The 24,978-nt window shown below is 60.6% G+C and carries 23 protein-coding genes; 11 read left to right on the top strand and 12 right to left on the bottom strand.

What is annotated here, in order from left to right; genetic code table 11:
• Position 1: 1 nt before the first annotated feature.
• The 4 genes from CQ002_RS05305 to yaaA all read right to left on the bottom strand — a co-directional run bounded on the left by CQ002_RS05305 (position 2) and on the right by yaaA (position 5,762).
• Positions 2-1,168 carry an alginate biosynthesis protein Alg44 gene (locus tag CQ002_RS05305; RefSeq protein ID WP_034102287.1) on the bottom strand — a complete coding sequence of 389 codons (1,167 nt, stop codon included), beginning with the start codon at positions 1,166-1,168 and terminating at the stop codon, positions 2-4.
• Between the two features lie 36 nt (positions 1,169-1,204).
• Positions 1,205-2,686 carry a mannuronan synthase gene (alg8, locus tag CQ002_RS05295; protein WP_034102288.1) on the bottom strand — a complete coding sequence of 494 codons (1,482 nt, stop codon included), beginning with the start codon at positions 2,684-2,686 and terminating at the stop codon, positions 1,205-1,207.
• An 83-nt stretch (positions 2,687-2,769) separates the two neighbouring features.
• On the bottom strand, positions 2,770-4,086 hold the full coding sequence (locus tag CQ002_RS05290; RefSeq protein ID WP_034102491.1) for a nucleotide sugar dehydrogenase: 1,317 nt from the start codon (positions 4,084-4,086) through the stop codon (positions 2,770-2,772).
• Positions 4,087-4,982: 896 nt separating this feature from the next.
• A complete protein-coding gene (yaaA, locus tag CQ002_RS05285; RefSeq protein ID WP_034102289.1) occupies positions 4,983-5,762 on the bottom strand; it encodes a peroxide stress protein YaaA in 780 nt (259 codons plus the stop codon).
• Between the two features lie 120 nt (positions 5,763-5,882).
• Between yaaA and CQ002_RS05280 the strand changes: the two genes are divergently transcribed.
• The 5 genes from CQ002_RS05280 (at position 5,883) to moaE (ending at position 10,085) form a co-directional block, all read left to right on the top strand.
• Complete coding sequence (locus CQ002_RS05280; RefSeq protein WP_098465815.1) at positions 5,883-7,007, top strand: polysaccharide deacetylase family protein; 1,125 nt, start codon at positions 5,883-5,885, stop codon at positions 7,005-7,007.
• A gap of 339 nt (positions 7,008-7,346) precedes the next feature.
• Positions 7,347-8,741 carry a PhoH family protein gene (locus tag CQ002_RS05275; RefSeq protein WP_012722339.1) on the top strand — a complete coding sequence of 465 codons (1,395 nt, stop codon included), beginning with the start codon at positions 7,347-7,349 and terminating at the stop codon, positions 8,739-8,741.
• A gap of 179 nt (positions 8,742-8,920) precedes the next feature.
• Positions 8,921-9,394: a cyclic pyranopterin monophosphate synthase MoaC gene (moaC, locus tag CQ002_RS05270; RefSeq protein ID WP_069021851.1), complete on the top strand. Its 474-nt coding sequence runs from the start codon at positions 8,921-8,923 to the stop codon at positions 9,392-9,394.
• Positions 9,391-9,633 carry a MoaD/ThiS family protein gene (locus CQ002_RS05265; RefSeq protein WP_098465816.1) on the top strand — a complete coding sequence of 81 codons (243 nt, stop codon included), beginning with the start codon at positions 9,391-9,393 and terminating at the stop codon, positions 9,631-9,633. Before moaC ends, CQ002_RS05265 begins: the two co-directional genes overlap by 4 nt.
• Before the next feature lie 2 nt (positions 9,634-9,635).
• Positions 9,636-10,085 carry a molybdopterin synthase catalytic subunit MoaE gene (gene moaE, locus CQ002_RS05260; protein WP_034102294.1) on the top strand — a complete coding sequence of 150 codons (450 nt, stop codon included), beginning with the start codon at positions 9,636-9,638 and terminating at the stop codon, positions 10,083-10,085.
• Positions 10,086-10,213: 128 nt separating this feature from the next.
• Here moaE and rhlB read toward each other — a convergent pair whose 3' ends face one another.
• Positions 10,214-11,683 (bottom strand): ATP-dependent RNA helicase RhlB, encoded by a 1,470-nt coding sequence (gene rhlB / locus CQ002_RS05255; protein ID WP_034102295.1) that lies wholly within the window; start codon positions 11,681-11,683, stop codon positions 10,214-10,216.
• Positions 11,684-11,779: 96 nt separating this feature from the next.
• Positions 11,780-12,436, bottom strand: coding sequence for an alpha/beta hydrolase (locus CQ002_RS05250; protein WP_034102296.1), 657 nt, complete (start codon positions 12,434-12,436; stop codon positions 11,780-11,782).
• A 346-nt stretch (positions 12,437-12,782) separates the two neighbouring features.
• Here CQ002_RS05250 and CQ002_RS05245 point away from each other — a divergent pair, with 346 nt between their 5' ends.
• The 4 genes from CQ002_RS05245 to CQ002_RS05230 all read left to right on the top strand — a co-directional run bounded on the left by CQ002_RS05245 (position 12,783) and on the right by CQ002_RS05230 (position 16,952).
• The gene (locus CQ002_RS05245) at positions 12,783-13,814 is read left to right on the top strand and encodes an amino acid ABC transporter substrate-binding protein (protein ID WP_025855626.1); all 1,032 of its coding nucleotides are present in this window, start codon (positions 12,783-12,785) and stop codon (positions 13,812-13,814) included.
• Between the two features lie 72 nt (positions 13,815-13,886).
• Complete coding sequence (locus tag CQ002_RS05240) at positions 13,887-15,068, top strand: amino acid ABC transporter permease (RefSeq protein ID WP_034102297.1); 1,182 nt, start codon at positions 13,887-13,889, stop codon at positions 15,066-15,068.
• Between the two features lie 10 nt (positions 15,069-15,078).
• Positions 15,079-16,176: an amino acid ABC transporter permease gene (locus CQ002_RS05235; RefSeq protein WP_034102298.1), complete on the top strand. Its 1,098-nt coding sequence runs from the start codon at positions 15,079-15,081 to the stop codon at positions 16,174-16,176.
• 11 nt (positions 16,177-16,187) lie between these two features.
• A complete protein-coding gene (locus CQ002_RS05230; RefSeq protein WP_003171943.1) occupies positions 16,188-16,952 on the top strand; it encodes an amino acid ABC transporter ATP-binding protein in 765 nt (254 codons plus the stop codon).
• Positions 16,953-17,005: 53 nt separating this feature from the next.
• On the opposite strand, the gene CQ002_RS05225 is transcribed toward CQ002_RS05230, so the two are convergent.
• On the bottom strand, positions 17,006-17,497 hold the full coding sequence (locus tag CQ002_RS05225) for a type II toxin-antitoxin system MqsA family antitoxin (protein WP_105161681.1): 492 nt from the start codon (positions 17,495-17,497) through the stop codon (positions 17,006-17,008).
• Entirely contained in the window at positions 17,494-17,805 is a 312-nt protein-coding gene (locus CQ002_RS05220; protein WP_105161682.1) for a type II toxin-antitoxin system MqsR family toxin, read from the bottom strand. The genes CQ002_RS05225 and CQ002_RS05220 overlap by 4 nt, the downstream gene beginning before the upstream one ends.
• A gap of 158 nt (positions 17,806-17,963) precedes the next feature.
• Here CQ002_RS05220 and CQ002_RS05215 point away from each other — a divergent pair, with 158 nt between their 5' ends.
• Together CQ002_RS05215 and CQ002_RS05210 are read left to right on the top strand one after the other, a co-directional pair.
• A complete protein-coding gene (locus CQ002_RS05215; protein ID WP_025855630.1) occupies positions 17,964-18,623 on the top strand; it encodes a FadR/GntR family transcriptional regulator in 660 nt (219 codons plus the stop codon).
• Positions 18,613-19,878 (top strand): CynX/NimT family MFS transporter, encoded by a 1,266-nt coding sequence (locus CQ002_RS05210; RefSeq protein ID WP_105161683.1) that lies wholly within the window; start codon positions 18,613-18,615, stop codon positions 19,876-19,878. The genes CQ002_RS05215 and CQ002_RS05210 overlap by 11 nt, the downstream gene beginning before the upstream one ends.
• Here CQ002_RS05210 and CQ002_RS05205 read toward each other — a convergent pair.
• The 4 genes from CQ002_RS05205 to CQ002_RS05190 all read right to left on the bottom strand — a co-directional run bounded on the left by CQ002_RS05205 (position 19,875) and on the right by CQ002_RS05190 (position 24,961).
• Positions 19,875-20,513: a DUF1120 domain-containing protein gene (locus CQ002_RS05205; RefSeq protein ID WP_105161684.1), complete on the bottom strand. Its 639-nt coding sequence runs from the start codon at positions 20,511-20,513 to the stop codon at positions 19,875-19,877. The two genes, CQ002_RS05210 and CQ002_RS05205, sit on opposite strands and share 4 nt — an antisense overlap.
• Before the next feature lie 21 nt (positions 20,514-20,534).
• Positions 20,535-21,674 carry a DUF1120 domain-containing protein gene (locus CQ002_RS05200; RefSeq protein WP_105161685.1) on the bottom strand — a complete coding sequence of 380 codons (1,140 nt, stop codon included), beginning with the start codon at positions 21,672-21,674 and terminating at the stop codon, positions 20,535-20,537.
• 11 nt (positions 21,675-21,685) lie between these two features.
• The gene (locus CQ002_RS05195; protein ID WP_105161686.1) at positions 21,686-24,118 is read right to left on the bottom strand and encodes a fimbria/pilus outer membrane usher protein; all 2,433 of its coding nucleotides are present in this window, start codon (positions 24,116-24,118) and stop codon (positions 21,686-21,688) included.
• Positions 24,119-24,259: 141 nt separating this feature from the next.
• The gene (locus CQ002_RS05190; RefSeq protein ID WP_234010467.1) at positions 24,260-24,961 is read right to left on the bottom strand and encodes a fimbria/pilus chaperone family protein; all 702 of its coding nucleotides are present in this window, start codon (positions 24,959-24,961) and stop codon (positions 24,260-24,262) included.
• Positions 24,962-24,978 lie beyond the last annotated feature (17 nt).

Raw genomic sequence — 24,978 nt, 5'->3', positions numbered from 1 at the left:
ATTAAAGACCCGAAGCCATGGCTTTATCGATCAGCCAGTTCAGGGACGGGCCACGGTCGCTGGTCACTTCCACCGGGCGGCCGGCGTAGGTGGTATCCAGCGGCGCATCAGGCTTGATCTGTACGCGGATGTCGGAAGACAGGTCGGCGCTGTTCAGGCTGGTGCTGCTGACGATCGTGCCGGTGCGAACCTGTTCTTCGTCGGCCACCTGGAAGCTCACCGGTGTACCTGGGCGGACGTCACCGAACTGGCGATAGGTGAAGCGCGCTTCAACATTGGCCAGGCTGCCACGGGGTACCAGTTGGAAGATCACATCGCCTTTGTTGGCGTACTGGCCGTCAGCGACCATTTGCTGGGTAACCACGCAATCGCATGGCGACGTCAGCGTACCGGTCATTTGCTTGCCGAACAGCTCCTCGACCTTGGCCGGTTGCAGTTGGTCTTCGTCCAAGTGGCCCTTGAGCACATCGAGCATGCTGGTGCTGAAGGTCGCCAGTGGTGCGCCCTTGGCGGCAATTGCGTCGCCTTTGAGCAGGCTTTGCACGGTGCCGTCGCGTGGCATCGTCACGTTCATGCCCGGTACGCTGACGATGCCCGCCTGGGCGTGGCTGACGAAGTACATGCCGTAGATCGACTTGAAGACAAAACCGAACGCGGCGAGGCCGACCAGGAAGATTGCCAGGCTGAACGTCACGGCGCGCAAGCGACCGAAGGCGCTCATGTTGCTGCCGCTGTCCTTGACCTTGCGCGCTTTGGTGAAGTTGTCACGTTGCAGCGTCGCCAGCACGTCGCCCATGGTCACGATGTCACCCGACAGGTGCGAAGTGATCAGGTGGCGCAGGGTGGAAATGTCCTGCTGTTCCAGGTTCTGGAACTGGCAACCGGTGCGGCCGCTCTGGCGGTCGTAGGAGCGGATCTGCAGTTCCACGTCCATGGCCAGGCCGAGGTTGTCGATGACGAATTGCAGGCGACCCTTGTGCACTTCACCCACGGTCAACGGCTGGGTGGCGGTGAACGCCAGGCCGCCAGCGGACAGGTCGATCACCCGCGCTTCGGTCTGGGTGCGGTCGGTGTTGAAGAAGCGCAGCTTGGCCGGGATCTTGACCCGGGCATGTTGGCGCTGGGCTTCGGACTCGTGGACAACGTTGGCGTTTACTTGGCTATTCATGGTGTGTAGTTCCTAGTTAATTCAGGCTTGGCAGGGTCAGACCATCATCAGCAACACGGCGACGAAAATGCTGCCGGCGGAGAAGGTCATGGTCCGAGACGACCAGGTGTTGAACCAACGTTGAAAGCTGGCCAAATCGCGGGTCAGTTTGGTGTCCTGGCGGGTCCAGGACTGTTGATCAAGGCGGAAGAACACGTAGATCTTCACCAGCGCGCCCATGATCTGGTTGTAATAGAGAATCACCGGGTACGCCGGGCCGATCTTGTGGCCCGAGCACGACAGCAGCAGGGTCAGAATCAGGCGGGTGATGCCGATCCACAGCAGGTACGCGAGGATGAACGCGCCGCCGTACTTGAAGGTGGCGATGATCGCCACGGTCAGGCCGAGCAGGGAGGTCCACATCGACACACGCTGGTCGAACAACACGATGCTGGTGAACAGGCCCAACCGACGCATACCCAGGCCCAGGGCGCGGGAGTTCTGGCGCAGGTTGTTGCCGTACCAGCGGAACATCAGCTTGCGGCTGGCCTTGATGAAGCTCTTTTCCGGCGGGTGTTCCACGGTGTGGATCGCGGCGTCCGGCACGTAGAAGGTGTCGTAGCCCAGACGCATCAGGCTGAACCAGCTGGACTTGTCATCGCCGGTCAAAAACTTGAAGCGGCCCAGGCGCCAGTGTTGCAGCGAGTCGCTTTCCACGTCGGCGATAAAGCCCGGGTCGGTCACGACATTGGCGCGGAACACCGACATACGACCGGTCATGGTCAGTACGCGCTTGGACAGGGCCATGGAGCACATGTTGATGTGGCGCTGGGCGAAGCGCAGCTTGTGCCACTCGCTCATGATGTAGCCGCCGCGCACTTCGCAGAACTCGTTGGTGGTCAGGCCACCGACGTTGCCGAACAACTGGAACCACGGCACGGTCTTGCGTACCACGCCTTCGGCCAGCACGGTGTCGCCATCGATCACCGCAACTACCGCACGTTCATCCGGCAGGTGGCGGGAGATGGCGCGGAACCCGAAGGCCAGGCCGTCGCGCTTGCCGGTACCGGCGATGCGCACGAAGTCGAGTTTCACGTGTTCCGGTGGGTTCATGCGTTCCCACAGGCTTTTCACCAGCAGTTCATCGGACATTTCCACCAGCGAGCAGACTACGGTGGTGGGGAAGCCGCATTCGATGGCTTCACGGATGACTGAGCTGTAGACCTGCGCGGTGGTCAGCGCGTCGATACGGAAGCTGGTGACCATCAGGAACACATGGGATGGGTCGGCAGCCTTGCCCAGCTTGCGTACTTTGCGGCGCAGGTGCGGGTAGACCACATACAGGAACAGCATGCCGCGAAAGAAATGCGTAGCACCCATCGAGTAGCGCCAGATGCCGACGGCGCCAATCAGGAAAATAAAATTCTTCGACTCGGAGTCGAACGTACTCGCCGGCAAGAGCAGGGCGAGTCCCATCAGCAGGCTCAGAAAGAACAGCCAGCCGGCGGATTGGAGCAGTACGTGTTTTAACTTGGACATAAGCGTCATCCGAAGGTGAAGAAGGCTCCAGGCTGCAAGCGCTGGGGATTGGTACGCTTGCAGCCCGGAACTTGCCGTTGCTGTTACCAGCAAATGCCTTCGGTGCGGCCGCTGACGCTGGTGGCCTTGGACATGAAGCCCACCAGGTCGACCACTTGCTTGCCGTGCGGTGCGTTATGCGCCAGGGCACGGAACTTCTCATCGCGGTTGCCCAGGATGATCACGTCGGAGTTGTTGATCACATCGTCGAAGTTCGAGTTGAGCAGGGACGACACGTGCGGGATCTTGCCTTCGATGTAGTCTTTGTTCGCGCCGTGGACACGGGCGTACTCGACGTTGCTGTCGTAGATGCTCAGGTCGTAGCCCTTGCCGATCAGCATTTCGGCCAGCTCTACCAGCGGGCTTTCACGCAGGTCATCGGTGCCGGCCTTGAAGCTCAGGCCCAGCAGCGCGACTTTGCGTTTGTCGTGGCTGGAAACGATGTCGAAGGCGTTCTGTACCTGGGATTCGTTGCTGCGCATCAGCGAGTTGAGCAGCGGCGCTTCCACGTCCAGGGAGCTGGCGCGGTAGGTGAGGGCGCGCACGTCCTTGGGCAGGCAAGAACCACCGAAGGCGAAGCCTGGGCGCATGTAGTACTGGGACAGGTTGAGGGTCTTGTCCTGGCAGACCACTTCCATCACTTCGCGACCGTCGACGCCGACAGCCTTGGCGATGTTGCCGATCTCGTTGGCGAAGGTGACTTTGGTGGCGTGCCATACGTTGCAGGTGTACTTGATCATCTCGGCAACGGCGATGTCCTTGCGGATGATCGGCGCGTCGAGTTCTTCGTACAGGGATTGCAGGACATCGCCGGAGGCTTTGTCGAATTCGCCGATGACGGTCATCGGTGGCAGGTCGTAGTCGGCAATGGCGGTGGATTCACGCAGGAATTCAGGGTTGACCGCAACGCCGAAGTCGACACCGGCTTTTTTGCCCGAGCAGTCTTCCAGAATCGGGATCACCACGTTAGCGACGGTGCCTGGCAGGACGGTGCTGCGCACGACCACGGTGTGGCGGGTAGCTTTGTCACGCAGGACCAGACCGATTTCGCGGCATACCGCTTCGATGTAGTCCAGTTCCAGATCGCCGTTTTTCTTGCTCGGCGTACCGACGCAAATCATCGACAGGTCGGTATCTCGGATGGCTTCGGCGAAGTTGGTCGTGCCGCGCAGTCGGCCGGTTTCGATACCCTGGCTCAACAGCTCGCCCAGACCTGGTTCAACGATTGGCGATTTGCCCGCATTGATCAGGTCAATCTTGTCCTTGGAGATGTCTACGCCGACCACGTCGTGGCCACGGGCAGACAGGCAACCGGCACATACCGCGCCAACGTAACCGAGACCAAATATGCTGATGCGCATCGCATTTACCTCTTTGTCATTGAAGACGTTCATAATCATGCCAATAATTGGCCGGAGTTCATGTTTGCAAGCGTCACTGATGCCACGGAAGTTGAGCGAATAGACGCCGACTTACCGCGTACTGGCATGTTAAATAGTGAGTGACTAACTATTGCACTCAAGTTGTGCGCAACTTGGCCTTGTTATTGGGGCTTGCCCTGAAATGCAGCCAGCCTTCCTGGGAGAAGGGCTCGGCGCCAGTGCCGCATGGCTTTGATAGAGGCTGCAAGCCCTTAAATATCAATGCCTTGGGTTTTCTCACTGACCCATTAGGGTAAGCACAGCCTTGGCCTTATAGTTCGTGGCAATTGTTCCTTATCGCCGCTCTCAACTAGTTGGTTGGTAATGTGACCACTGAGTCAAAGTTAATGTGACAACTTTGCTACTTCCCTGGGTCCGCGTTGTAAGTCATCTCCTACAGAATCAGAGAATTTCGTTACCGGTGGTATGAGCGGTGCTTTAGGACGAAGTTCCAGCCCGCTCATCCTGTTTACTGAAATTTTTTGAAATATTAGCCAAGATGGCACTAGTACTATATTGATAGCACTTGCTATTTGGGCCAGTAGTTATGGGGAGTTGGCACGCTGGGATAGTTTTTTGCCACTAGTGTTTTAAAAAAGTGGTGCCACTACGAAAAAAATCGACGAATGTCGAGTGAAAGAATTGTTAGAGAGGTGACATGATATTTTTTGACGCCAAAATAATGACGTATATCTGTTAGCCGGGCGATGAAAACGTGGGCGCTGGCTTGCCTGCGAGGGCAGTGTTTCAGTCAGGATGGAGTCGACTGATGCACCGGCATCGCAGGCAAGCCAGCGCCCACGATTGATATTCAGCGCGGCGACCGGCGGGCCGCTTTATTCCGGTGCGTGATCGCGCAGAAACACCAGGTTGTCCGGCTTCGACTGCTCGGCATTGAAGCGATAGCCCTGCACATCAAACGTTTTGAGTTTGGCCGGGTCATTGATCCGCTCTTGGATCACAAAGCGGCTCATCATGCCCCGCGCCTTCTTGGCGTAGAAACTGATGATCTTGTACTGGCCGTTCTTCAGGTCCTTGAACTCGGTGTTGATGATCCGCGCGTTCAGGGCGGTGCGCTTGACCGCAGAGAAGTACTCGTTGGAGGCCAGGTTGAGCAGCACGTCGTCGCCTTGCTCAGCCAGCGCTTCGTTGAGCCACTCACTGATTCGCGTACCCCAGAAGGCGTACAGGTCCTTGCCACGGGCGTTGGGCAGCTTGGTGCCCATTTCCAGGCGGTACGGCATCATCAAGTCCAGGGGGCGCAGCAGGCCGTACAAGCCCGATAGCATGCGCAAGTGGTCCTGGGCGTAGGAGAAGTCGGCGTCGCTGAAGGTTTCGGCATTCAGGCCAGTGTAGACGTCACCTTTGAACGCCAGCAGCGCCTGCTTGGCATTGGTTTGGTTGAATGCTGGGGTCCAGCTGCCGAAACGGGCGGCGTTGAGGCCGCCGATCTTGTCGGATACGTGCATCAATTCGCTGATTTGCGCCGGGCTGAGGGTGCGCAGTTGCTCGATCAGCGCCTGGGAATGGTCCAGGTACTGCGGCTGGGTAAAGCGCTGGGTTACCGGCGGGGCCTCGAAGTCGAGGGTCTTGGCGGGGGAAATCACCATCAGCATGAAGTCGTCTCCTGTAAACGTGGAGGGGATTCTAGGGGGTTGGGCGGTTTGACTCCACCTATGATGGCGATAGGCGCGATCCGCTATGATGGCCGGTGACTCTGGAGAGGGAGACCCCGTGTGCGAATAGCACTTTTGTTGTCGGCTTGCTTGTTTTGCCTGAATGCACAGGCGGCGCCCGTGGATGTGGCCAGCCTGGACCGTGGCACCTGGCCGGAAAAACTCGGCAGCCCGGCGCTGTTCGATGTGGCCTCGCGCGCGGAAATTCTCATGTTCGCCCACAGCCTGCTGGCCAGTGAAAATCAGGATGAAGCTGCGCTCAAGCAGCGCCTGGGCCTGAAGATCATCAACCTGGCGGCCATTGACGACCTGCGTCGCCAGCTCTGGCAACGCCTGCTGGAGAACTACACCTTTGCCCAGCAGAGTTGCGAGGTCGATGCCTCGTTCTGCTACCTGGTGGAGAGCATGGACGACCTGCGCGAACAGGCCGGCAAGTTCGAAGTCAGCGAAGATTCCTTCTATATAGGCTGGGCGAACCCTAGCCATATCTTCCATGAGCGCTACCTGGACGAGCTGCTGCGCAAGGCCGCGCTGTTCCCGCAGATCAGCAGCGAAATCGCGCGTTTCGGCGACCATGAGCGAAACGGAGACGAATTCAACGATCGCCTGTTCCTGCTGACGTTCGACGGCGGCCCCGCCCCGGTCAGTGGCAACACCGACTGGCTCACCGACTACCTGCGCAAGCAGAAGATGAACGCGACCTTCTTCGCTCTCGGCAGCAGCCTGCAAACCCGCGTTGAACGCAGCGCTGTCGCCGATGTGCAGGCGCTGTACCAGGACCAGTGCGTGGGCACCCAGGGCTGGCAGTATCGCTCCCACAGCCATTGGGTGGATTGGCAGAGCTCAATCACCCGCAGTGCCTCGCTGGTGCAGAACCTGATGCCGGAAAACTATGTGCCGCTGTTCCGTCCGCCCTATGGCCAGCGCCGAGCGGACAGCCAGGGCTTTTTCCAGGCCCAGGGCCTGCAGGTGGCGTTGTGGGATATCGATTCCCAGGACGAGCCCGGCAAACTCAAGGCCGATGAGTCGGCGCAACGGGTGCTGACGTTGATGCTGCTGTGGCGCAAAGGCGTGATCGTGTTTCACGACACCCAGGACAAGGCGCGGGTCGCTTTGCCGATGTTGTTGCAGGCAACGGCACAGAGTGGTCTGGGTTGGCAGGACTGCCGAGAGGCTTTTCGCTGAAGTGCCCGGCCCTGTTGGACATGAGGCTTTTTCGGGGTGATTTTTCGCGACATTTCGATGCAGGCGGACTTCCGACTTTAACGGGGTACCTGGCACTCGGCTAGTGCTATTCGTCATCCTGAAAAATAAACTTCAAAAAAGCGTCAAAGTGCTTTTTCCTGTCATGGGTTTTGCGGTATTACGAAGTCAGATCGCCGAAACCTGCAGCACAGGTGGCGTCTTCCAAGACTCCTCATGTGGGCACTGCGCTTGACGTCACTCAGGTGCAGTCGGTGGTCGAATCGAGGCGCAGCACCGCCCAGGTATTGCGTCGACTGGCTCCCACAAAGGTGACCGAGTATGGATGATCATGGACGTAACCCTTCTTCCGACCAGCCAATCCTTTACGTGCTTGATACCAACGTATTGATCCACGATCCAAACGCACTGCTTAACTTCGAAGAACACCACGTCGCCATTCCGATGATCGTGCTTGAGGAGCTCGACAAACTCAAAAGCGGGCACCACAGCGTGGCTGCCGAATGCCGCCAGGCCATCCGCCTGATCGACAAGACCTTGGGCGAAGCATCGCCGGAGGACGTAGAGGTCGGTGTGCCGATCCAGCGCGGCAAAAGCGGGCCCAAGGGTTTGCTGTCGATTCTGATGAGCAAGCGCAGCGAGCCCAACAGCCTGCTGCCGGAAAACCTGAACGACAACAAAATCATCAACCAGTTGATCGACCTGCACGCGCGCGACAAGGACCTGCGCCTGGTGCTGGTGACCAAAGACATCAATATGCGCCTCAAGGCACGAGCGTGTGGGATCGCTGCCGAGGACTACAGTACCGACCAACTGGTCGACGACGTGTCGATGCTCTCCCGTGGTTATCACACGGTGACCGGCTCGTTCTGGGACCTGGTCAGCAAGGTCGAAACCCGTCAGGACCATGGCCGCACCTGGCACCAGGTGCAACTGATCGACAACCTGCCGGCCGTGCACATCAACGAATTCATCATCGACGAACAAGGCTTCGTAGGCTGGATCAAAGAGATCCAGGTCGACAAGCTGCTGATCCTCGACCTGCATCAGGAGCCCCTGTTGCACCAGGAAGCCTGGGGCCTGAAACCGCGTGACATCTACCAGAGCCTGGCGCTGTACGCGCTGCTCGACCCGGACATCCACCTGGTCAACCTGACAGGCGCCGCAGGCTCGGGTAAAACCATCCTCGCCCTGGCTGCCGCCATCGAACAGACCATGGTGACCAAGCGCTATCGCCGTATCATTGCCACCCGCAGCGTGCAGGGCCTGGACCAGGAGATCGGCTTCCTGCCCGGCACCGAAGCGGAAAAAATGGAGCCGTGGCTGGGGGCGATCACCGACAACCTCGAAGCCTTGCACATGGATGACGAAAACACCCATGGCAGCGTCGACTACATCCTCAGCAAAGTGCCGTTGCAGTTCAAATCCCTCAACTACATCCGAGGTCGCAGCTTCCAGCAAAGCCTGATCCTGATCGATGAATGCCAGAACCTGACCCCGCACCAGATGAAAACCATCATCACCCGTGCCGGTGCCGGTTCCAAAGTGGTGTGCCTGGGCAACCTGGCACAGATCGACACCCCTTACCTGTCCGCGACCAGCTCCGGGCTGACGTACCTGACGGAACGCTTCAAGGATTTCCCGAACGGCGTGCATATTGCGCTGCAAGGGGTGCCTCGTTCGATCCTGGCTGAATACGCCGAGTCTCACCTGTAACCACTGAACGGTAGGAGCCGGTTTGTGTGGAAGCTGGCTTGCCTGCGATAGCCTCACCGCGGTGTAACAGATACACCGCGGTGCCTGCATCACGGGCAAGCCCGGCTCCCACACAAGCCGGCTTCCACTTTTAGTCAGTGTTGGGTTTACAATCGATGCTCCTGATCAGGAGTATCCCTGTGCTGACTCATCTCGATTCCCAAGGTCGCGCCCATATGGTCGACGTCACCGACAAGTCCGTGACGTTCCGTGAGGCGGTGGCCGAAGCGCGCGTGCGCATGCTGCCCGAGACCCTGAAAATGATTGTCGACGGCGCCCATCCCAAGGGCGACGTGTTTGCCGTGGCCCGCATTGCGGGGATCCAGGCGGCAAAAAAAACCAGCGACCTGATCCCCCTGTGCCACCCGCTGATGCTCACGGGCGTCAAGGTCGAGCTGCGCGCCGATGGCGTGGACGCGGTGCATATCCTGGCGCGCTGCAAACTCTCCGGCCAGACCGGCGTGGAGATGGAAGCCCTCACCGCTGCGAGCGTCGCGGCATTGACGATCTACGACATGTGTAAAGCCGTGGACCGTGGCATGACCATCGAAAGCATCCGCCTGCTGGAAAAGCTCGGCGGTAAAAGCGGGCACTTCAAGGCGGACCAGGCATGAGCATCACGGTATTGTTTTTTGCGCGTTACGCCGAGGCGGTGGGCTTTGACTCGCTGGAAATGGAAGGCGATTTTGCCACTGTCGAAGCTGTGCGCCTGGCGTTGGCCGGTGACCCGGATTTTGATGTGCTCAACGAAACCCGTTTGATGTGCGCCCGTAACGAAGAACTCTGCGGACTCGACGAGCCGCTGCAACCGGGTGACGAAGTCGCCTTCTTCCCCCCCGTGACCGGAGGCTGAACATGGCCATTCGTGTGCAGGCCCAGGCGTTCGATCCAGGGGCAGAGGTGAATGCCATGCATGCGGCCAATGTCGGTGTGGGCGCGGTGGTGAGTTTTGTCGGCTATGTGCGCGACTTCAATGACGGCCGCGACGTGTCGGGGATGTTCCTGGAGCACTACCCGGGCATGACCGAGAAAGCCCTGGCCAAGATCGCCGTGGAAGCGGAGCAGCGCTGGCCGTTGCTCAAGCTGGAAGTGCTGCACCGTGTTGGCGCGCTGGAACCCGGTGAGCCGATTGTGTTCGTGGCCGCTGCCAGTGCCCATCGCCAGGCTGCGTTTGATGCCTGCGCGTTTGTGATGGACTACCTGAAGACCCGGGCGCCGTTCTGGAAAAAAGAAAATACCCCTGAGGGCGCGCGTTGGGTGGAAGGGCGCAGCAGTGATAACGCCGCAGCGGATCGCTGGAAGTAGCCAGCCGAACCCAGAACCCACTGTGGGAGCTGGCTTGCCTGCGATGCTGACACCTCGGTGTTTTTAGTGACACCAGGTGATGCTATCGCAGGCAAGCCACCTCCCACGTTTGTGACTGCGTTTGAAGCTTAAGGACGTTTGCGCTCGACGGCGCGCAACAGATGCGTTGGCGGCGTTTCACAGCTTATCTTGCGCCCCAGCAGCGTCTCGATCGACGGCAGTTGGTACGAGTCATCCTCCCCGGCAAAACTGATCGACACACCCGCAGCCCCGGCACGACCGGTACGGCCGATGCGGTGCACGTAGTCGTCGGGTACTTCCGGCAAGGTGAAGTTGATCACGTGGCTGATGCCGTCGATGTGAATCCCGCGACCGGCGACGTCGGTGGCCACCAGCACACGAATCTTGCCTTCGCGGAAACCTTCCAGCGTCTTGATGCGCTTGTGTTGCGGCACATCGCCGGACAGTTGCGCGGCGTTCACACCGTCACGCACCAGGCGTTCTTCGATGCGGCGCACTTCGTCCTTGCGGTTGGCAAACACCATCACGCGCTCCCAACCATTGTCGTTGACCAGGTTGTAGAGCAGCTTGTACTTGTCCGCACCGGCCACGGCGTAGATGTGTTGCTCGACGTTTTCGCTGGCGACGTTTTCCGCTTCGATCTCGACGATGGACGGCTCAGTGGTCCATTGCTTGGCAAGGTTCATCACGTCTTCGGTGAAAGTCGCGGAGAACAGCAGGGTCTGGCGTTCGGATTTCGGCGGAGTCTGGCGAATGATCTGACGCACTTGCGGGATAAAACCCATGTCGAGCATGCGATCGGCTTCGTCCAGGACCATCACTTCGACCATGTCCAGGTGCACGTCGCCGCGCTGGTTGAAGTCGAGCAAACGGCCAGGGGTGGCCACCAGGATGTCGCAGTGACGGGCTTCAAGGTGCTTGAGCTGCTTGTCGAAGTCCATGCCGCCCACAAACGTCATGACGTTGAGGCCGGTGTACTTGGTCAGGTCCGCGGCGTCCTTGGCGATCTGAACCACCAGTTCCCGGGTAGGGGCGATGATCAGTGCGCGCGGCTCACCCATGTAGCGTTCTTTCGGCGGCGGCGTTTGCAGCAGTTGGGTGATGATCGAGATCAGGAACGCGGCGGTCTTGCCGGTACCGGTCTGGGCACGGCCGATGGCGTCTTTGCCCGCGAGGGTAAAGCCCAGCACTTGCGCCTGGATCGGCGTGCAGTACGGGAACCCCAGGTCCTGGATGGCGTGCATCAGTTCCGGAGCTAGCTTGAAATCGTGGAAGCGGGTCTTGCCTTCCTGGGGCTCGACGACGAAGTCTTCGAGCTTCCATGGGGTCACGGGCGGTTTGGGAGCACGTTCGCGCCGCGGCTTGGGTGCGACTGGCGCGGGAGCGGCTTCAACCGGCGTTGCCTGTTCAGGTGGCGTCACGGTTGGTTTCTTCGGCTGCGCGACAGGTGCGGTCCGGCCGGGCTGTTTACCGTCATTGCGGCTGCCGGGTGTCGGGACAGGAGCACTGGGAACAGGCGCGAGCGGCTCAGCCTCGCTTTTGCCGAACATCTTCTTAAGTGCTTTGAGCACGGTGATCTCATTAATTGGTTAAGGAATGTACGCCGGCCAGTGTAATGCAAGAATCGGGCGCGGCGTAGTGCGTCTGTCATACGGCTACATAAACGCTGGTTTTCAGCCCAGGCGAGCGGTCAACCAGGCGCCGATGTCGCGTATCTCCTCGGGTAACACTTCGTGGCCCATTGGGTATTCCTGCCATGCAACGGTGACACCACGGCTTTTCAAATGCTCGTAGGCACTGCGGCCCATGGCGTTCTGCACCACGTCATCGTATTGGCCATGCAGGCACAGGGCGGGAATGCGCTGCTGGCTGGCGGACAACTCCAGCTCGTCCCCGAATGTCGGCGCATAGGTGGAGAGAGCGATCACGCCACCCAATGGGCCTTCCCAGTTCAGAAACGCCGTGTGGAAAACGACGGCGCCGCCCTGGGAAAACCCGGCGAGGAAAATCCGCGAGGCGTCTATTCCGGTTCTCTTCTGCGTCTCGATCAGATCCACGACCATTTTGGCCGATACCTCCAACTCTTCCAGGCTGATAGACCGGGCCGGGCTCATGGCCTTGATGTCGTACCAGCTGGGCATCTCGTAGCCGCCATTGATCGTCACCGGACGGGTAGGCGCCTGGGGCAAAACGAAGCGAGTGCTCAGCAAGCTTTCCTGCAGCGCTTCGGCCACCGGCAGAAAGTCGTAGCGATCGGCACCCAGGCCATGCAACCAGATTACGCAGGCGTCTGCGGGCTTGGCGGGCTGAAGAATCAAGGGTTCGGTCATGTCTGCTCCATTAATGTGCGTGCGCTCCGATTGGGTGCGTCGGAACGGTGCGCGACGGGTTGATCTGTTAATAAGATGTCGCACGGTTGAATGTTTTTCTATTGACCGTGGGCTGAATCGACTCAGCCGGCACTCTGGTACGGGCCTTGCTATGTGTTGAACGATGTCAGCGCTATCTCAGGACGGTAACACTATCAGTGACTGCCGCTCATGGGATAGCAACTGGAATTACCGCGACAACTTCATGCCGCTTGACCCTAAAAAAAGCCAACACGGGTCGATATCGCCTCATAAGGGTGCGCTGAGGTTCTAGCTCCGACACAACAAGAGCAAACTGGAGGTTTGAATGAAGGTATTGAAATCCACCCTGGCCATCGTTTCCGCGGCGGCTGTACTGGGTGTCAGTGGTTTCGCCCAAGCTGGCGCCACGCTGGACGCCGTGCAGAAGAAAGGCTTTGTGCAATGTGGCGTGAGTGACGGTCTGCCGGGTTTCTCGGTACCGGATGCCAGCGGCAAGATCCTGGGGATCGACGCTGACGTTTGCCGCGCTGTGGCCGCTGCCGTTTTCGGCGACGCTACCAAGGTCAAATTCAGCCAGTTGAATGCCAAGGAGCGTTTCACCGCGCTTCAATCCGGCGAAGTCGACATTCTGTCCCGTAACACCACCATGACCAGCTCCCGCGACGCCGGCATGGGCCTGAAATTCCCAGGCTTCATCACTTACTACGACGGCATCGGCTTCCTGGTAAACAATAAGCTGGGCGTTAAAAGTGCCAAGGAACTGGACGGTGCAACCATCTGCATCCAGGCCGGTACCACCACTGAGCTGAACGTTTCCGACTACTTCCGTGGCAACGGCCTGAAATACACCCCGATCACCTTCGACACCTCCGACGAAAGCGCCAAGTCGCTGGAATCCGGTCGCTGCGACGTACTGACGTCCGACAAGTCCCAACTGTTCGCCCAGCGCAGCAAGCTGGCCGCGCCGAAAGACTATGTGGTCCTGCCGGAAACCATTTCCAAGGAACCCCTGGGTCCAGTCGTGCGTAACGGCGACGACGAGTGGCTGGCCATCGTGCGCTGGGTTGGCTACGCCATGCTCAACGCTGAAGAAGCCGGTATCACTTCCAAAAACGTTGAAGCTGAAGCCAAGTCCACCAAGAACCCGGACGTTGCACGTCTGCTCGGTGCTGACGGTGAATACGGCAAAGACCTGAAAGTGAAGAAAGACTGGGTCGTACAGATCGTCAAGCAAGTGGGTAACTACGGTGAAGTGTTCGAGCGCAACCTGGGCAAGAGCACCCCGCTGGAAATCGACCGTGGCCTGAACGCACTGTGGAACGCCGGCGGCATTCAATACGCACCACCTGTGCGCTGATCGCTGATGGTTCTGTCACCCGGTGGGCCAACCGCCGGGTGATGTTCTGTTCCATTATTTCCGGGGCACTTCATGCAAAATCAAATCGGCGCACCAAAGCAGAAGCTCAGCTTCAGCGATCCCAAAGTGCGTGCGTGGCTCTTCCAGATCATCACGATTGTGGCGGTGGTCTCGCTGGGCTGGTACCTCTTCAACAATACCCAGACCAACCTTCAGCACCGGGGCATTACCTCGGGTTTCGACTTTCTTGAACGCAGTGCCGGCTTCGGCATCGCGCAGCACCTGATCGACTACACCGAATCGGACAGTTATGCCCGTGTGTTTGTGATCGGTTTGCTCAACACCTTGCTGGTGACCTTCATCGGCGTGATCCTGGCGACGCTGCTCGGGTTCGTCATCGGCGTGGCTCGACTGTCGCCGAACTGGATGATCAACAAGCTGGCGACCGTGTATGTAGAAGTCTTCCGAAACATTCCGCCGCTGCTGCAAATCCTGTTCTGGTACTTCGCGGTGTTCCTGACCATGCCGGGGCCGCGTAACAGCCACAACTTCGGCGATACCTTCTTTGTCAGCAGCCGTGGCCTGAACATGCCGGCAGCGATTGCCGCTGACGGCTTCTGGCCGTTTGTGGTCAGCATCGTCGTCGCCATCGTGGCAATCGTGCTGATGGCGCGTTGGGCCAACAAGCGTTTCGAAGCCACCGGCGTACCGTTCCACAAGTTCTGGGCGGGCCTGGCGCTGTTCATCGTGATCCCGGCGTTGTGCGCCTTGATCTTCGGTGCACCGCTGCACTGGGAGATGCCCAAGCTGCAAGGCTTCAACTTTGTCGGCGGCTGGGTACTCATCCCTGAACTGTTGGCACTGACCCTGGCACTTACGGTGTACACGGCGGCGTTTATTGCCGAGATCGTACGTTCGGGCATCAAGTCCGTCAGCCACGGCCAGACCGAAGCTGCGCGCTCCCTGGGCCTGCGCCCTGGTCCGACGCTGCGCAAGGTGATCATCCCGCAGGCACTGCGAGTGATTATCCCGCCGCTGACCAGCCAGTACCTGAACCTGGCGAAAAACTCGTCGCTGGCCGCCGGTATCGGTTACCCGGAAATGGTTTCGCTGTTTGCCGGCACGGTGCTCAACCAGACCGGGCAGGCGATCGAAGTCATTGCCATCACCATGAGCGTGTACCTGGCGATCAGCATCAGCATTTCCCTGCTGATGAACTGGTACAACAAGCGCATTGCGCTGATCGAGCGGTGAGGAAACACGCATGAGTACGCATACTTTCAAACCTGATATGCCGCCGCCGAACAAGGTGTTCGGGCCGATGGCATGGATGCGCGCCAACCTGTTTTCCAGCTGGCTCAACACCCTGCTGACCCTGTTGGCGTTTTACCTGATCTACCTGGTGGTGCCGCCGATCCTGCATTGGGCAATCCTGGACGCCAACTGGGTCGGCACCACGCGTGCCGATTGCACCAAGGAAGGCGCTTGCTGGGTGTTTATCCAACAGCGTTTCGGGCAGTTCATGTACGGCTACTACCCTGGCGACTTGCGCTGGCGCGTAGACCTGACCGTGTGGCTGGCCATCGTCGGCGTCGCGCCGTTGTTCATCTCGCGTTTCCAACGCAAGGCGATCTACGGCCTGAGCTTCCTGGTGTTGTACCCGATCATCGCCTACTTCCTGCTGCACGGCGGGATCTTTGGCCTGGCCAACGTGGCGACCAGCCAATGGGGCGGGCTGATGCTGACCCTGGTGATCGCCACCGTCGGCATTGCCGGCGCCTTGCCGCTGGGCATCATGCTGGCGTTGGGGCGCCGTTCGAACATGCCGGCGATTCGAGTGGTCTGCGTGACCTTCATCGAATTCTGGCGAGGCGTGCCGTTGATCACCGTGCTGTTCATGTCGTCGGTGATGCTGCCGTTGTTCCTGCCTGAAGGCATGGGCATCGACAAATTGCTGCGCGCGCTGATCGGCGTGATCCTTTTCCAGTCGGCCTACGTGGCCGAAGTGGTGCGCGGAGGCCTGCAGGCAATTCCCAAAGGGCAGTACGAAGCCGCCGCCGCGATGGGCCTGGGCTACTGGCGCAGCATGGGCCTGGTGATTCTCCCGCAAGCCCTGAAGCTGGTAATCCCTGGCATCGTCAACACCTTTATCGCGCTGTTCAAGGACACGAGCCTGGTGATCATCATCGGCCTGTTTGACCTGCTCAACAGCGTCAAGCAAGCCGCTGCCGACCCTAAATGGTTGGGCATGGCCACCGAAGGCTACGTGTTTGCGGCCCTGGTGTTCTGGATTTTCTGTTTTGGTATGTCGCGCTATTCCATTCATTTGGAACACAAGCTCGACACAGGCCACAAGCGTTAGGAGTTGTTGTTATGAGCGAAGCGATCAAACAGCCTGTGAGCCCTGAAGGCATTATCCAGATGCAGGGCGTCAACAAGTGGTACGGCCAGTTCCACGTGTTGAAAGACATCAACCTCAACGTCAAGCAGGGCGAGCGTATCGTGTTGTGCGGCCCGTCCGGTTCGGGCAAGTCCACCACCATCCGTTGCCTCAACCGCCTGGAAGAACACCAGCAGGGCCGCATCGTGGTCGACGGCGTGGAGCTGACCAACGACCTCAAGCAGATCGAAGCGATCCGCCGTGAAGTCGGCATGGTGTTCCAGCACTTCAACCTGTTCCCGCACCTGACCATCCTGCAGAACTGCACGTTGGCACCGATGTGGGTGCGCAAGATGCCCAAGCGCAAGGCCGAGGAAATCGCCATGCACTACCTGGAGCGTGTGCGCATCCCGGAGCAGGCCCACAAGTTTCCGGGGCAATTGTCTGGCGGCCAGCAACAGCGCGTGGCGATCGCCCGTGCCTTGTGCATGAAGCCGAAAATCATGCTGTTCGATGAGCCGACCTCGGCACTCGATCCGGAAATGGTGAAAGAGGTATTGGACACCATGATCGGCCTGGCCGAAGACGGCATGACCATGTTGTGTGTAACCCACGAGATGGGCTTCGCCCGTACCGTGGCCAACCGCGTGATCTTCATGGACAAGGGCGAGATCGTGGAACAGGCGGCGCCGAATGACTTCTTCGACAACCCGCAGAATGATCGGACCAAATTGTTCCTGAGCCAGATCTTGCACTGATCGATGCTTGAAACGATAAACCCGGCCTGGTGCCGGGTTTATTTTTTGGGGGGCTAGGAGGCCTTGAGTGTTTCAGTGTCGCTGTGCACGGTGTAGGTAAAGGCGCCGCGCATATCCGCGCCTTCTGCCAGGACTTTTGCGTCAGCAAGCAGGTGCGGGTGACGATCCAGTAGCCGCATCAGCACCACCAATGGTTTGGGAGCAAGCAACTCGCCACGTTCGTAGCGGGAGAATGCGTTGTGGCCGCCACCGGACAGCAATTCCACCGCTTCTTTTTGCGTAAGATGGAGTTTGCGACGGGTGCGTTTGATCTCGGCGCCGATCATCTTTCTGGCTGCGAGGACAAGCTCATCACCTGCCTCTCCATAACGATCAGCACTGTCGGTATCAGGATCCCAAAAGCCGTCTGCGCATACGTGACATTCCCAACCTGAAAGGTTGTCCACCCGGCGCTCCATGCCTTTGACTTTGATGGTTTCGCTGCGCCCCTCAAAATAATGCAACGCGTCGGGGGCGCCACAGATGTAGCAATTTTTTACCTTCATGGGTTTTTCTCCTTGAAAGAGATCACCGGCGGGGCACTGTCCGGGGAGTAAGTGACCTTTATGTAGATATCCCTTTCTTTTGAATGAGTGCAGTAAACGTCCTGCCAGACCCGATGATCGCTATAGGTGGTCATCGATTTGTACAACATCCAGTGTTGTAACCCATAGATGGCCTCCTGCATCTCACCGACGCTGAAGTGAAGTTCCCTGCCGCACCTTTGTGCTGTATGTGTAAACGCTCTTCTTCCAAGCCGCCTCACATCCAGCTTTATCACCGCCAAATCGTAATGAGGTGTGTACTTTTCCATAAGACACTTGAATCCATAATTACCCTCAGAGGGTAATTTTACCAATCGAAAATACTGCTCCTTTGCCTGCCTAAGAACCCTAGTGCGTTGCCTTTGTAGTCAAGTCCGAATAGGCTGTAGGAAAATTCATCCTATGATTGGACGAAAGCGCTGAGCCCATGACAGACATCGCCCCCTTGATCAAACGCTCCCTGGTCGACCAAGCCTTGGAGCAGTTACGGCTACGCATCACCGAAGGCCGATGGGCCATCGGTGAGCGCCTGCCCACCGAGCCTGAGCTGTCCGCCGAGCTGGGTATCAGCCGCAATACCGTGCGCGAGGCCATGCGCGTATTGGCGTTTTCCGGGTTGATCGAGATCCGTCAGGGCGATGGCAGTTACCTGCGCTCGATGACCGATCCGCTTGGAGCGATGCGGGCGCTGTCCCATTGCACCCTGGAGCAGGCGCAGGAGACGCGGCAGATACTGGAGGTGGAGGCCATCGGGCTGGCTGCAGTGCGCCGCACCCAGCAAGACCTCAAAGCGTTGCGCAGCGCACTGGACGCCAGCGCCGAGCTGTATCACGGTGACCTGGAGGCCTATATCAGCGCTGACCTGGTGTTTCACAAACACTTGGTCGACGCCGCGCACAACCCTGCCTTGAGCGAGCTGTACCAGTATTTCTCCGCCATCGTTGGCGCACAGTTGCGCCAGACCCTGAATATCTCACCGCGCCGCCAGGCCGTGTTTGACTTGCACGTCGCCCTGCTCGACGCGGTGGAACACCAAGACCCCGAGCGCGCCAAATCCGTCTGCCGGCAGTTGATCAATGAACCTTGAAGCCAAACGCACGACCGAACTCGAAGAACTCTTGATCGACGCCGAAGCCGACGACGAGGTGGTGCAGCACAGTCACCCGGTGGTCAGCCGCCCCTGGCTGTTGTTGCTGGGCCTGATCCTGGTGGCGTTGAACTTGCGCCCGGCACTGTCGAGCATGTCGCCGCTGCTGGCTGAGGTTTCACACAGCCTTGGGTTGTCAGCGGCCAAAGCCGGCTTGCTGACCACCTTGCCGGTGCTGTGCCTGGGCCTGTTCGCGCCGATGGCACCGATCCTGGCCCGGCGCTTCGGCGCCGAGCGCGTGGTGTTGGGGATTTTGCTGACGCTGGCTGCCGGGATCATCCTGCGCAGCTCGTTCGGTGAGGTTGGTTTGTTTGCCGGCAGCCTGATCGCGGGTGCGAGCATTGGCATCATCGGCGTGCTGCTGCCGGGTATCGTCAAGCGTGATTTCGCCAGGCAGGCCGGCGCCATGACCGGCGTCTACACCATGGCGTTGTGCCTGGGGGCAGCGCTGGCGGCGGGCTCCACGGTGCCGTTGAGTGATTACTTTGGCGACAGCTGGAACATCGGCCTGGGGTTCTGGCTGGTGCCGGCGTTGGTGGCGGCGTTGTTCTGGTTGCCGCAAGTGGGGCACAAACACGGCGCGCATCAAGTCGCCTATCGGGTGAAGGGTTTGCTGCGTGACCCCTTGGCGTGGCAGGTCACGGTGTACATGGGCCTGCAATCGTCCCTGGCCTACATCGTCTTTGGCTGGCTGCCGTCGATCCTCATCGGTCGTGGCTTGAGTGCCACTGAAGCCGGGCTGGCACTGTCCGGCTCGATCATCGTGCAATTGGCCAGTTCGCTTGCGGCACCGTGGCTGGCCACCCGAGGAAAGGACCAGCGCCTGGCCATCGTCGTGGTGATGCTGCTGACCCTGGGGGGGTTGTTCGGTTGCCTGTACGCACCGCTCGATGGGCTGTGGGGGTGGGCAATCCTGCTGGGCCTGGGCCAGGGCGGTACGTTCAGCCTGGCGCTGACCTTGATCGTGTTGCGTTCGCGTGACGCCCACGTCGCCGCCAACCTGTCGAGCATGGCCCAGGGGTTTGGCTATACGCTGGCTTCCCTTGGCCCGTTTGCGGTCGGCCTGATTCACGACTGGACCGGCAGTTGGTCGGCTGTGGGCTGGGTCTTCGCGGTGATTGGCCTGGGCGCGATCGTCGCCGGGCTGGGCGCAGGCCGTGCGTTGTACGTCGGGGTGTGCAGCGAGAAGGTCTAGAGGTAGACCACCTCCAGAGTGCCCGAGCCGTCCAAGGGGATATCGGTGCTCAGGTCCAGGTTCTGCTTGGCATTGATCACCGCTTCGAGGGTCAGCGTGCTGGTCAGTGTCTGGATCGCAGAGGGGCCGGCCGTGCTGCCTTCAAGGTCGGTAAACCCCAGCAGGCTTCTGGCGTCGATGTCGATCGGGTTGCGGTTGGACGTGCGCCACGCTACGCCGCCGGTGGTGGACTCGGTGCCATAAAGGCCTGGCAGCGTGTCTGCCACGGTTTGCTTCGGATCGAAACTGACCGAATACACACCGATCTTGTTGCCGCTGTTGTCCAGGCCCATCCCGTAATAGATCTCGCTGTTGACGTGGGCGGTGCCGTCACGGTTATCGCGCATGCGCAGGGCGTAGCGCACCGGGCCATTGCAATCGATGCTCAGGTTCAGGGATTTGGCCGGCAGCCGCGTACCTGTCGTGAGGTTGAGGTCTTGTTGGGAAATCTTGCCGAAGTCGACCAAGCCCCCGGCGGACAAGGTTGGGGTGCAGGCCTCCGGGGTGATCAGGCCTTTGACGTTCAGCTCGACCGTGGAGTCGGCCATCGCCAGCGGGCTTAGGGCAAGGGTCAGGAACATCAGTAACGGTTTCATTGTGGGGCTCCGGTACGCGGGTTAGAGGTAGATGATTTCCAGGGTGGCCGAGCCGTCGAGTCTGATCTCGCTGCTCAGGTCCAACTGCTGGAGCGGGGCGATGACTGTCTTCAGCGTCAGCAGCGCGGATACCTTCTGCAACGCTGTGGGGCCAAGGATGCTGCCGGCACTGTCGGTAAAGCCCAGGTAGCTGCGGCCAGCCAGGGGCAGTGGGTTGGCATTGGCGCTGCTCCAGGCAGCGCCCGCCGTGGTGGACTCGGTGCGATACAGCTGTTGCAGGTTATCGGCGCTGGCCTGCGCCGGGTCGACGTTTACCGAGTAGCGGCCGATCTTTTGCGCGCGTGCGTCCAGGCCCAGCCCGTAGGCTGTCTCATCGGTGCCGCCGGTTGCCGAGCCCAGGCGATTGTCTTGCATGAGCAAGGCAAAATGAGTCGGTCCGTCGCAGTTCACTGTCAGGGCCAATTGCTTGTCCGGCAGGTGCGTCTCCTTGTCGGGGTTCAGTGCCTTGGCCGACACCTTGCCAAAGTCCACCGTGCCGCCATTGGACAGGCTGGGCGTGCACGCCGCTGGAGCGAAACGCGCGAGCAATTGCAGCTCCCGGGAGCGACCGGAGGCGGGCGCATCGACCCACCCAGAGGCCTGCCAGGTCACGGCATCGCGAACGCGGGCGGCGCCGTCCTCGGCCCAGGCATTGGCCACCATCTGTACGGAAAAGCGGCGACCGAGCGCGGGCTGGCCGTTGTGCAACGGCACGATGCCATGGTCGGCTCGCCAGGTCAGGCTTGAACCGTGGGTACTCGGTGCTAGCCCGTGACCGGCAATCAAGCCCAGGTTCACGGCATGGCCATCCAGCACCGCGTCCTGGACCTGTAACTGGTAGCTGCCCTGGTCGGTGAAACGAAACCGTTCGGCACCGGCGGCCAGGCCTCGGTAAAACAGGCTCATCGCCACAGGTTGCAAGCAGGTGAGGGTCACGCCGACACGTCGCTCGCCGAGTAAACGCTCGGGCGCAGGCGTCACCAGTACGGCGCGGTTCATCAGGCCGAAATCCAGGCGTGGCTCGCTGAGGTCCAGGCGGCATTCTTCCTGCGCCTGCGCAGGGCCGATGCCGATGCCGAACAGCACGAGCGCTATCGCGGGCAGCAGGTAATCAAGGTTCATGGCAGGTTTCCTCAAGGCAGTGGGCATCGGGCCGGGGCGGTTTCGAAATACACCTGCGGGTCGGCCTTCTTTGGCAATTCAAAGTGCAAGCGGCATCGTGGCTGCCCTGGGGCCTTGATCCACAAGGGGGGCAGGTCAAGCACCGTGGGCAGGAACACGTGGTTGCTTTCTTGCACCAGCGTGACGAACTCGCCGTCGGCGGTGGTCACCGTGGCCCCACGCGGAACGGGCCTGTCCAGGGTCAGCAAGGCCCGACGCGTCAGCGCCACGCCAAACTCAAGCCGGTCTACCGCCCCACGGCCCGCCGAGACCACGGCCAGGCCATTGCTGATGTCGGCATTGCGCGGCAACGAGCCGGTTTGCACTTCCACCGGGCTTCGGCCATAGGCGCTGACCTGCGGCACCACCGCCTGGCCTTGCCAGTCGGTCCACACAGGGCCGCTCGGCGTGCTGACCTTGACGCCGGCCATGTCCCCCACCGACAGCAACGCGAAGGTGTCGCGCACCGGGTACGGCGAGAAGGTCACGCCGTCGCCGTGCAATACCACCGCGCCACGCGCGCCCCCCTGATAGCTGGAACGCTCGTCGTCCGAGCGCGTGTAGTTGACGTCCAGCTGGGTGTAGAACGGCAGCGCCGAGAGCCCCAGCGACGATTCCACCTGGCGGTCACGGCTGTCATGTTCAACCCCGACCCGATAGGCCAGTTGATCGTTAATCTGTTCGTTGACGCCCGTCCCGATACGGTGCTCGCCGCCGGAATTACGCACCCAGGCCCGGCCACGGCGGCGCTCGCCAAGGGGCACGCTGATATTCAGGTAAACGGCGTCATCGTTGTATCGGCGGCCGCCCATGTGCCATTCGGCGGTGGCCGACAGGGACACGCCACCCACCTGTGTTCCCCACGAGGCCAGCGCGCGGCTGCTGCTGTCGCCGGCAAACGAGGAGGTGCGGGAAACCCCGGCGCTGAACGCGCCCAGCCGGGGATGGGACCATGAGGCCGTGGCACTCTGCTGGTCGCGGTAGCGAGAGCGCTGTTGTTCACGCGTGTCCGTGAGGTAGGTTGATTCGCTGAGGTCGCGGTAGTCCTCGGTTCGCCAGGAGTTGGCGGCGCTGATGGCCCAGCGGTCACCCAGTCGTTGGCTCCATGAGAGGTCGGTCTGCAGGCCGCGTTGCTGATCACGGCGCGTTGACTCGGCGGCGATGACTGCCAGTTGCCATTGGCTGTCCTGCGCGGGCAAGAAGCCCAGGTTCAGGCCAACCGACCGGTAATCCATCGCCGCCAGTACGCCGCTGCCCAGTGACACCAGAGGGTGAGGTGCACTGGTCCACCCCGCGCTGACTACCCAGGGTTGCGCGCCGTCGCCTCCGTCTGCATCGCGCACCCGGCCGGCGGCCACCGAATAGCCCGGCGCCGGCAAGCCCAACCCGAGCATCGCAGCCGGGACGGTGAAGCGCCGTTCTTCGCCGGAGGTTTCCTTGACGGTCACCTCAACATCGGAGCGCCCGCTCAAGCGCGGCACATTGCTCAGGGAAAAGGGGCCGGCCGGCACCACGGTGGAGTGGATCAGCGCACCGTTCTGGCGTACTTCCACCTGGGCCGGCCCATTGGCGATGCCATCGATGGTCGCACCTTGATTCTGGTCTTGCAGGCCCTGCTCGGTCAGCACTTGTACGCCGGTGATCTGGGCCCCGGCCAGCACTGGGTTATAGAGATTGATCTGCCCCGCCTGCAACACCGCTTGTTGGCGGGCGAAGGTGCGTTGGGCGTAGGCGTCCAGGTGAGTGCTGCGCGAGACGCCGTCTTGCCAGGTCTGGACTTGGCGACTGCGCACGATCCAGTCGCCGGCATTGAAGCCGACTTCGGTATTGGCCGAGCCGAATCGGCTGGTGTCATCGCCGTACTGGTTATGCAGCCCCGTCACGTCGTAGTTGAGCAGGCCGGCAAACCCGCCGGTGCTGTAGCCGGAAAAATCCCGAGTCGCCGGACGCAGCGCCTGGGTGGGCACCACGAGGGACAGGCTCAGGCTGGCCGGGTCTGGCTCAATCATGGTTTGCGGGTACTGCTCGATAAACCCGTGACAGGCGCCCGTGCTGCGAGGCGGTGTTTCCAATTGCGCCGCGTCCAGCAATGCAGTGTCGAAGCACAGCGTGCCGTGGTCGTCGAAGGTGGCGTCGACACGCCCTCTGCGCAGGCCGTTGACCGACAGGTTGACGGCGTGGCGACCGCTGGCAAAGCGCGGTGCTTGCAGCAGCAAACTGGCCAGCTCCGGGTCGATGCCGCGTTGGTGCAGGGTCTGGTTGTCGAAGGTGCCCGTTGCCGGATCGGCCCAGGCGGGGCCAGCCAATAGGGCAGGGCCAAGGGCGGCCCAGGCAATGATGTGCAGCTGAGCGCGTGACAGGCGTGGTAAAGCGCCGGGCACGGCGTTGCCGTCACGGTAATTCATGACTGTGTTCACACAAATGCACTCTTGTGATGGAGGCCCGTGGCTAGACTTTCGTTGGCGCCAGGCTGTCTTCCCGGTGGCCTTCAGGGAGTGGCCACTTCGTTTTATAGAGGCGTCGCAGTGTCCATGGACGCCGTTGGATCAACGTGTGATCGGCGCATCATGAGGCGCGACGGCAAAGCCATACACCGTGGCCGGCTGCAGGCGTACCGCGGTTGCGGCAGGCCCTTTCGCCGGGACCGTCAAGGTCTCTCCCGGCAGCACATAGGTGCGTGGCAGCATGGCCGCGCCTTTGCCGGGTAGCAGTCGCAGTTCCTGGGCCAGGCGTACCACGTAAGGCGTGGGGTTGTGCACGCTGAGCCGGCCGTTTTTCAGCTTCCAGCTCAACCCCAGCCACGGCGTGCGGTTGGGCGGCAGGCCCTTGGGATTCAGGATCACCGGCAGGTTCTGCCGCACCGTGACGCCCACTTGGGCGCGCCCGGCCTCGGCGCCGGATCGTTTCTGGGGCATGCCCTCGAAAATCACCCGCTTGAGGCGTTGGGTCTTCAGCGGCTCCTTCGATTGCAGGATGAACCGCACCAACTGACTCTTGCCGGGCTCCACCCGTGCGAGAGGGGGCGTGACGAACAGCAGCGTGTCCTGGTCTTCGGGGATGTCTTCAAGGGTCACATGCAGCAGGGCCAGCTTGCTGTCGGTGTTGGTCACCGACACGGCAGCTTCGCCCTCCGCTTCGTGGACGATGACTACCGAGGTGTCGGGCACCATACCGTCGGCCAGCGCGCTGGTGGCGCAGCACCACAGGGCGAAGCCGGCACAACCGGCGCGTATCCAGGAAACTTGCATCATCTGAGCACTCATTC

The sequence above is a fragment of the Pseudomonas sp. MYb13 genome (assembly GCF_002980075.1).
In the GTDB taxonomy this organism is placed as follows: Bacteria; Pseudomonadota; Gammaproteobacteria; order Pseudomonadales; family Pseudomonadaceae; genus Aquipseudomonas; species Aquipseudomonas lurida.
The sequence above is the reverse complement of the archived record's forward strand: the minus strand, read 5'-3'. Positions and strand labels throughout refer to the sequence as shown.